This is a genomic window from Elstera litoralis, assembly GCF_000963705.1.
In the GTDB taxonomy this organism is placed as follows: Bacteria; Pseudomonadota; Alphaproteobacteria; order Elsterales; family Elsteraceae; genus Elstera; species Elstera litoralis.
On sequence record NZ_LAJY01000335.1, the window covers coordinates 1 to 6,473 of the forward strand.

The window sequence follows — 6,473 nt, forward strand, 5'->3', positions numbered from 1 at the left end:
GTTGACGGATCACTCAGGTTGGCTCATCTTGTCGGGCGTACCGAGGAAAACTCGGACAGAAAGAAGCAATAAAAGCTTCGCATGGGGGAGGTATACGAATTGGTGAGCACCGCTATCCTTGAGACGCGGGGGCTGACGAAGCAGTTTTCTGGCTTCACAGCCGTTAAATCCGTAGACTTATCGGTCAAAGAAGGCACGATTCACGCGCTGATCGGCCCGAATGGCGCGGGGAAGTCGACGGTTTTCAATCTGTTGACGAAGTTTTTGGTTCCGACAAGCGGCCAGATATTTTACCGGGGCGAGGATATTACCTCGGTCGAAGCCGCGTCCATCGCCCAGCGTGGCCTCGTGCGGTCCTTCCAGATTTCGGCGGTGTTCCCCCATCTCAGCGTGCGTGAAAATGTCCGCGTGGCCCTGCAACGCAAGCGCGGCGGCTGTTTCGATTTCTGGCGGTCCGAGAAAATTCTCGATCAGTATAACGACCGCGCCGACGAGTTGATTGACGCGGTTGGCCTGTCGGAGTTTCGCACCCATACCGCCGTTGAACTGGCCTATGGCCGCAAGCGCGCGCTCGAAATCGCCACCACGCTGGCGCTGGAGCCGAATGTGATGCTGCTGGATGAGCCGATGGCGGGGCTCGGGCGCGAGGATATCGGCCGCATTTCCGCCCTCATCAAACAGTCGGCCAAGGGCCGTACGGTGCTGATGGTGGAGCATAATCTGTCGGTCGTCGCCGACCTGTCGGACACAATCTCGGTGCTGCAACGGGGCGAAATCATCGCCGAAGGCACCTATGCCGAGGTTTCGCAGAATCCGCAGGTTATCAGCGCTTATATGGGGTCCGGCCATGGCCACCACTAATGTTCAGGGTGCGCCCCTCTTGGATGTGCGCGATCTTCATGCCCATTACGGCGAAAGCCATATTTTACACGGTATGGAATTCAATGTGCGCCAGGGCGAAGTCGTCACCCTGCTCGGGCGCAATGGCGCGGGCAAGACCACGACGCTGAAATCCATCATCGGTTTGGTTGGCAAGCGCACGGGGACGGTAACGTTCGAAGGTGAAAACATCATCGACCGCGCCCCCCATACGATTGCCAGGCGCGGGATTGCTTTTTGCCCGGAAGAGCGGGCGATTTTCGCGGCGCTCTCGGTCGAGGAAAACCTGATGCTGCCACCGGTGGTGAAGCCGGGCGGGATGAGTGTCGAGGAAATCTACACGATGTTCCCGAACCTCAAGGAACGCCGCCGCAGCCAGGGCACCAAGCTTTCGGGGGGCGAACAGCAGATGCTCGCCATCGGGCGGATTCTGCGCACGGGGGCCAATCTGCTGATGCTGGACGAGCCGACCGAAGGGCTGGCCCCGGTGATTATCGACCGGATCGGCGAGACCATCCGGGAAATCAAAGCGCGCGGCTTTACCGTGCTGCTGGTGGAACAGAATTTCCGCTTCGCCTCGACGGTCGCCGACCGTCACTACGTGGTGGAAAACGGACGGGTTGTCGACGCAATCGCCGCCGACGAACTCGAAGCAAAGACCGAGGATCTGAAACGCTACCTCGGCGTGTAATCGGACAATTTTGGGGAGGAAATTCCGATGACCAAGACGAAACAGACCTATGGCTCGTTGCGCACGGCTTTATTGGCCGGTGCCGCTTTGCTCGCGGCAGGCTCGGCCCAGGCCCAGCTTACCGATGATGTGGTAAAAATCGGCGTTCTCACCGACGGGTCGGGCGTGTATGCCGACGTGGGTGGCCAGGGCAGCCTTGAAGCGCTGAAACTCGCGATTGCCGACTTCGGTGGCACGGTTTTGGGCAAGCCCATCGAAACGGCCTTCGCCGATCACCAGAACAAGGCCGATATCGCCGCCTCGATTGCCCGCAAATGGATCGATGCCGATAAGGTCGACGTGATCACCGATATGCTGAATTCCGCCGTGTCGCTGGCATTGCAGGAAATCGGCAAGGAAAAGAACAAGGTTATGCTGCACAATGGGGCCGCCAGCTCGGATTTGTCGGGCAAGGCCTGCGCGGTCACGGGGGTTCACTACACCTATGATACCTATGCGCTCGCCAACGGCACCGGCAAGGCGACCGTGAAGCAGGGTGGCGATACCTGGTTCTTCCTCACCGCCGACTACGCTTTCGGTCAGGCGCTGGAACGCGACACGACGGCGGCGGTTATTGCCAATGGCGGTAAAGTGCTGGGCGGTGTGCGCCATCCGCTCGCCAATGCCGATTTCTCCTCCTTCCTGCTGCAAGCCCAAGCCAGCAAGGCGAAGGTGATCGGCCTCGCCAATGCCGGTCTTGATACGGTGCAAACCATTAAGCAGGCGGCGGAATTCGGCATTACCCAGAGCGGCCAACGCCTCGCGGGGATGCTCATTTTCATCACCGATGTGCATTCGCTCGGGCTGCAAACGGCGCAGGGCCTGACCCTGACCACGGGCTTCTACTGGGATATGAACGATGAAACCCGCGCCTTCTCCAAGCGGTTCTTCGATAAGATGAAGCGCATGCCCAGCATGGTGCAGGCGGGGGTCTATTCCTCGGCGCTGCATTATCTGAAGGCGGTTCAGGCGGCCGGCACCGATGACGGGACCAAGGTTGCGATGAAAATGCGCGAACTGCCGGTCAACGATATGTTCGCCAAGAACGGCAAGATCCGTACCGATGGCCGCATGGTCCACGATATGTATCTCGCCCAAGTCAAAACCCCGGCGGAATCGAAAGCCCCGTGGGATTACTATAAGATCCTGGCGACCATTCCTGGCGATGAAGCCTTCCGTCCTGAAAAGGATGGCGGCTGCCCGCTGGTAAAGTAAGAGCCCAGGTTTCCTTCTGCGTCGGCTTCCGTCCGTGGCCCTTGGGCTGCGGGCGGAGGGCGAACCTTGACCCGGATTCCCGTTCATGACAGAAATTTTTGGTGTGCCGATGGCGGCCCTTTACGGTCAGCTCCTGATCGGCCTGATTAACGGTTGCTTCTATGCCCTGCTGTCGCTGGGGCTGGCGATCATTTTCGGGATTCTCAACGTCATCAACTTTGCTCACGGCGCGCTCTATATGATGGGCGCGTTTGTGGCCTGGATGCTGCTCAATTATGCCGGTATCGGCTATTGGCCGGCGCTGCTGCTGTCGCCACTAATTGTCGGCGCGCTTGGGATAATCGTTGAGCGGCTGCTATTGCGGCATCTTTACAAGCTCGATCATCTTTACGGGCTGCTGCTGACCTTCGGGCTGACGCTGCTGGCGGAAGGCGCCTTTCGGCAGATGTTCGGCGTCTCGGGCCAGCCCTATGCGATTCCGGATGCTTTGCGCGGGGGCCAGAACCTCGGCTTCATGTTCTTGCCCAACTACCGCGCCTGGGTCGTGGTTGCGGCCTTCGCCGTTTGCCTCGGCGTCTGGCTGATGCTGGAAAAAACCCGCCTGGGCGCAACCCTGCGGGCGGCGACCGAGCGGCCCGAGATCGTGCAAGCCTTCGGCATCAATGTGCCGGTGATGATTACGCTCACCTACGGCTTCGGCGTGGCGCTTGCCGCTTTCGCCGGGGTTTTGGCCGCGCCGATCTATCAGGTCGGGGCGTTGATGGGCTCGAACCTTATCATCGTCGTCTTCGCCGTGGTGGTGATCGGCGGGATGGGCTCCATCTTGGGGTCGATCATTACCGGGGTGGCTTTGGGCATCGTCGAAGGCCTCACGAAAGTCTTTTATCCCGAAGCGTCGAGCACGGTGATTTTCGTGCTGATGATCCTGGTTCTGCTGGTGAAACCGGCGGGCCTCTTCGGCAAAACCGCGTAAAGGAGGGTGCGATGTCGCCTGCTGCTGCCCGTTCCTTCCTGATCTTCGGCCTTCTGTTCGCCATCGTGCCCTTTACCGGGCTCTACGAGGTGACGGTGATGAAGATCCTCTGTTTTGCGCTGTTTGCTTGCGCGTTTAACCTGCTGCTGGGGTTTGCCGGTCTGCTGAGCTTCGGGCACGCGGCCTTCTTCGGCGGCGGGGCCTATGTGGCCGCCCATGTGGCGAAGGTTTGGGGCTGGACGCCGGAACTTGCCTTGCTGGCGGGAACCCTCTGCGCGGCGCTGATGGGGATCGTCTTCGGCCTCGTCGCCATTCGCCGCCAGGGCATCTATTTCGCCATGATTACGCTGGCGATGGCGCAGATGATCTTCTTCGCCGCCCTGCAAGTGCCGTTCACCCACGGGGAAGACGGTATTCAGGCGGTGCCGCGCGGGCATTTGTTCGGCGTGATCGACCTGATGCCGACGACGACCATGTATTATTTCGTGCTCGTTGTGGTGCTGGCGGGTCTGCTGCTGATCTACCGCACAGTGCATTCCCCCTTCGGGCAAGTGCTGAAAGCCATCCGCGAGAATGAGCCGCGCGCCCGCTCACTCGGCTATTCGGTGGATCGCTATAAGCTGCTGGCCTTCGTGCTCTCCTCGGGTCTTGCGGGTCTTGCCGGGGGCTTGAAAGCCATCACGCTGCAACTCGCCAGCCTGTCGGACGTGCATTGGACCATGTCGGGCGAGGTGGTGTTGATGACGCTGCTCGGCGGGATCGGCACGCTGTTCGGCCCCATCGTCGGCGCGGGGATTATTGTGCTTATTCAAGATTACCTCGCCGAAACGGGGGCGTGGGTGACGATCATCACCGGCGCGATTTTCGTGGTCTGCGTCATGCTGTTCCGGCGCGGGATCGCAGGCGAGTTGCCGCGCCTGCTGGCCTTGGTGAAGAAGCCTTTGTAGGCCGTCGCTCTCAAAAAACAAGGCCGCCGTCCGGCATGGGACGGCGGCCTTTTTTATGGGCCGCAAAATTAAGAATGCTATTGCAACTCGCTCGCAACGATGGCATCGTCAGCTTCTGTTGAGAATGCGTCGCAGTACGTGTGAATGAGGTTTGAGATGGCGAAGATGATTAAGCGAATCAATATCGTAGCGCTGACGGCCACCGCCGTTTGGTTGGCGGGCACGGCGCTGGCCACGGCTGCGGATGTGAACGTTTATTCATCGCGTCATTATCCGACCGATCAAGCCATGTACGATAAATTCACCGCCGAAACCGGCATTAAGGTGAATGTCGTTCAGGGCGATATCAATGGCCTCGTGCAGCGCTTGCAGCGCGAAGGGGCCAATTCGCCCGCCGATGTCATCATCACCGTCGATGCGGCAAACCTTTATATTCTGAAGAATGCCAAACTGTTGCAGCCCTTCAAATCCGCCACGGTGGATGAAGTGGTTCCGGCCAACCTGCGCGACCCCGATGGGCACTGGTTCAGCATCGCCGTGCGCAGCCGCGTCATCGCCTATAATACCGATAAGGTGAAGCCTGCCGATATCCCGACTTACGAGTCGCTGTCGGACCCGAAGTTCAAGGGCAAGGTGCTCACCCGATCGTCGAACCACACGTATAATCTGTCGCTGATTGCCTCGATGATCGCGAACGATGGGCTGGATAAGGCCGAAAGCTGGGCGAAAGGCCTGGTCGCCAATTTCGCTCGTACCCCGCAGGGCGGCGATACCGATCAGATCAAGGCGATTGCCGCCGGGGAAGCCGATATCGCCCTGACCAATCATTACTACTACGCCCGCCTCAAGGGCGGCTCGGACGCCGATAAGAAGATTGTTGAGAAAATCGCCATCGCTTTCCCGAACCAAGCGGATCGCGGCGCGCATATCAATGTGTCGGGCGTCGGCCTGACCAAGAACGCGCCGAACAAGGCCGAAGCCGCCAAGTTCATGGAGTTCCTCATCAGTAAAGATGCGCAGAAGGTAATGTCGGCCGGAACGATGGAATTCCCGGTGCGCGCCGATGTGGAGCCCGACCCGATCCTCGCCAGCTTCGGTAAGTTCAAGACCGACACGCTGAACCTCGCTAAGCTCGGCGAAGCCACGCCGGACGCTTTGAAGGTCGCAGATCGCGCCGGTTGGCGCTAAACTGTAGGCTCTTAGAGGGGATGCGGACGCGCGGCCCCTCGTTTCGAGCTATCACAGCGAGGCAATCATGCAGGGCGATCGGCAAGCAATCCAATATCTTAACAAGATTCTCTATAACGAGCTGACGGCGATCAATCAGTACTTCCTGCATGCGCGCATGCACAAGAACTGGGGGTTCAATCGGCTCGGCGATAAGACCTATCACGAGTCCATCGATGAGATGCGCCACGCCGATTGGCTGATCGAACGGATTCTGTTCTTGGAAGGCCTGCCCAATCTGCAAGATCTCGGCAAGCTGATGATTGGCGAAGATGTGCCGGAAGCGCTTGCGGGCGATTTGCGCATCGAAACCCAAGCGCGGACCGATTTGATCGAAGCGATGGCCTATCTCGAAGAGATCAAAGACTACGCCAGCCGCGACTTGCTGACGAAGATTCTGGTGGATACCGAAGAGCATATCGACTTCCTCGAAACCCAGTTGGCGCTGATCGAACAGATCGGGCTGCAAAACTATCTGCAACATCAGGTCGAACCGCTGAAA

General features: G+C 59.2%; 7 protein-coding genes. All 7 read left to right on the top strand.

The genetic code is table 11. The features are described 5' to 3' along the window. Positions 1 to 81: 81 nt before the first annotated feature. Complete coding sequence (locus tag VZ95_RS12995; protein WP_045776223.1) at positions 82 to 861, top strand: ABC transporter ATP-binding protein; 780 nt, start codon at positions 82 to 84, stop codon at positions 859 to 861. Beyond that, positions 848 to 1,570 (top strand): ABC transporter ATP-binding protein, encoded by a 723-nt coding sequence (locus tag VZ95_RS13000; RefSeq protein ID WP_045776224.1) that lies wholly within the window; start codon positions 848 to 850, stop codon positions 1,568 to 1,570. The genes VZ95_RS12995 and VZ95_RS13000 overlap by 14 nt, the downstream gene beginning before the upstream one ends. Positions 1,571 to 1,597: 27 nt before the next feature. After that, a complete protein-coding gene (locus VZ95_RS13005) occupies positions 1,598 to 2,824 on the top strand; it encodes an ABC transporter substrate-binding protein (protein WP_045776225.1) in 1,227 nt (408 codons plus the stop codon). A gap of 85 nt (positions 2,825 to 2,909) precedes the next feature. Next, positions 2,910 to 3,797, top strand: coding sequence for a branched-chain amino acid ABC transporter permease (locus VZ95_RS13010; protein WP_045776226.1), 888 nt, complete (start codon positions 2,910 to 2,912; stop codon positions 3,795 to 3,797). Between the two features lie 11 nt (positions 3,798 to 3,808). Continuing rightward, a complete protein-coding gene (locus tag VZ95_RS13015; RefSeq protein WP_045776227.1) occupies positions 3,809 to 4,744 on the top strand; it encodes a branched-chain amino acid ABC transporter permease in 936 nt (311 codons plus the stop codon). A 156-nt stretch (positions 4,745 to 4,900) separates the two neighbouring features. Beyond that, complete coding sequence (locus tag VZ95_RS13020) at positions 4,901 to 5,932, top strand: Fe(3+) ABC transporter substrate-binding protein (RefSeq protein WP_232302651.1); 1,032 nt, start codon at positions 4,901 to 4,903, stop codon at positions 5,930 to 5,932. A gap of 67 nt (positions 5,933 to 5,999) precedes the next feature. After that, the coding region (bfr, locus tag VZ95_RS13025; protein ID WP_045776228.1) for a bacterioferritin at positions 6,000 to 6,473 on the top strand (474 nt) is incomplete at its 3' end.

Bases quoted from the DNA above. Each gene is read 5' to 3' on its own strand.
- VZ95_RS12995 (WP_045776223.1), top strand. From the start codon at position 82: ATGGGGGAGGTATACGAATTGGTGAGCACCGCTATCCTTGAGACGCGG.
- VZ95_RS13000 (WP_045776224.1), top strand. From the start codon at position 848: ATGGCCACCACTAATGTTCAGGGTGCGCCCCTCTTGGATGTGCGCGAT.
- VZ95_RS13005 (WP_045776225.1), top strand. From the start codon at position 1,598: ATGACCAAGACGAAACAGACCTATGGCTCGTTGCGCACGGCTTTATTG.
- VZ95_RS13010 (WP_045776226.1), top strand. From the start codon at position 2,910: ATGACAGAAATTTTTGGTGTGCCGATGGCGGCCCTTTACGGTCAGCTC.
- VZ95_RS13015 (WP_045776227.1), top strand. From the start codon at position 3,809: ATGTCGCCTGCTGCTGCCCGTTCCTTCCTGATCTTCGGCCTTCTGTTC.
- VZ95_RS13020 (WP_232302651.1), top strand. From the start codon at position 4,901: ATGGCGAAGATGATTAAGCGAATCAATATCGTAGCGCTGACGGCCACC.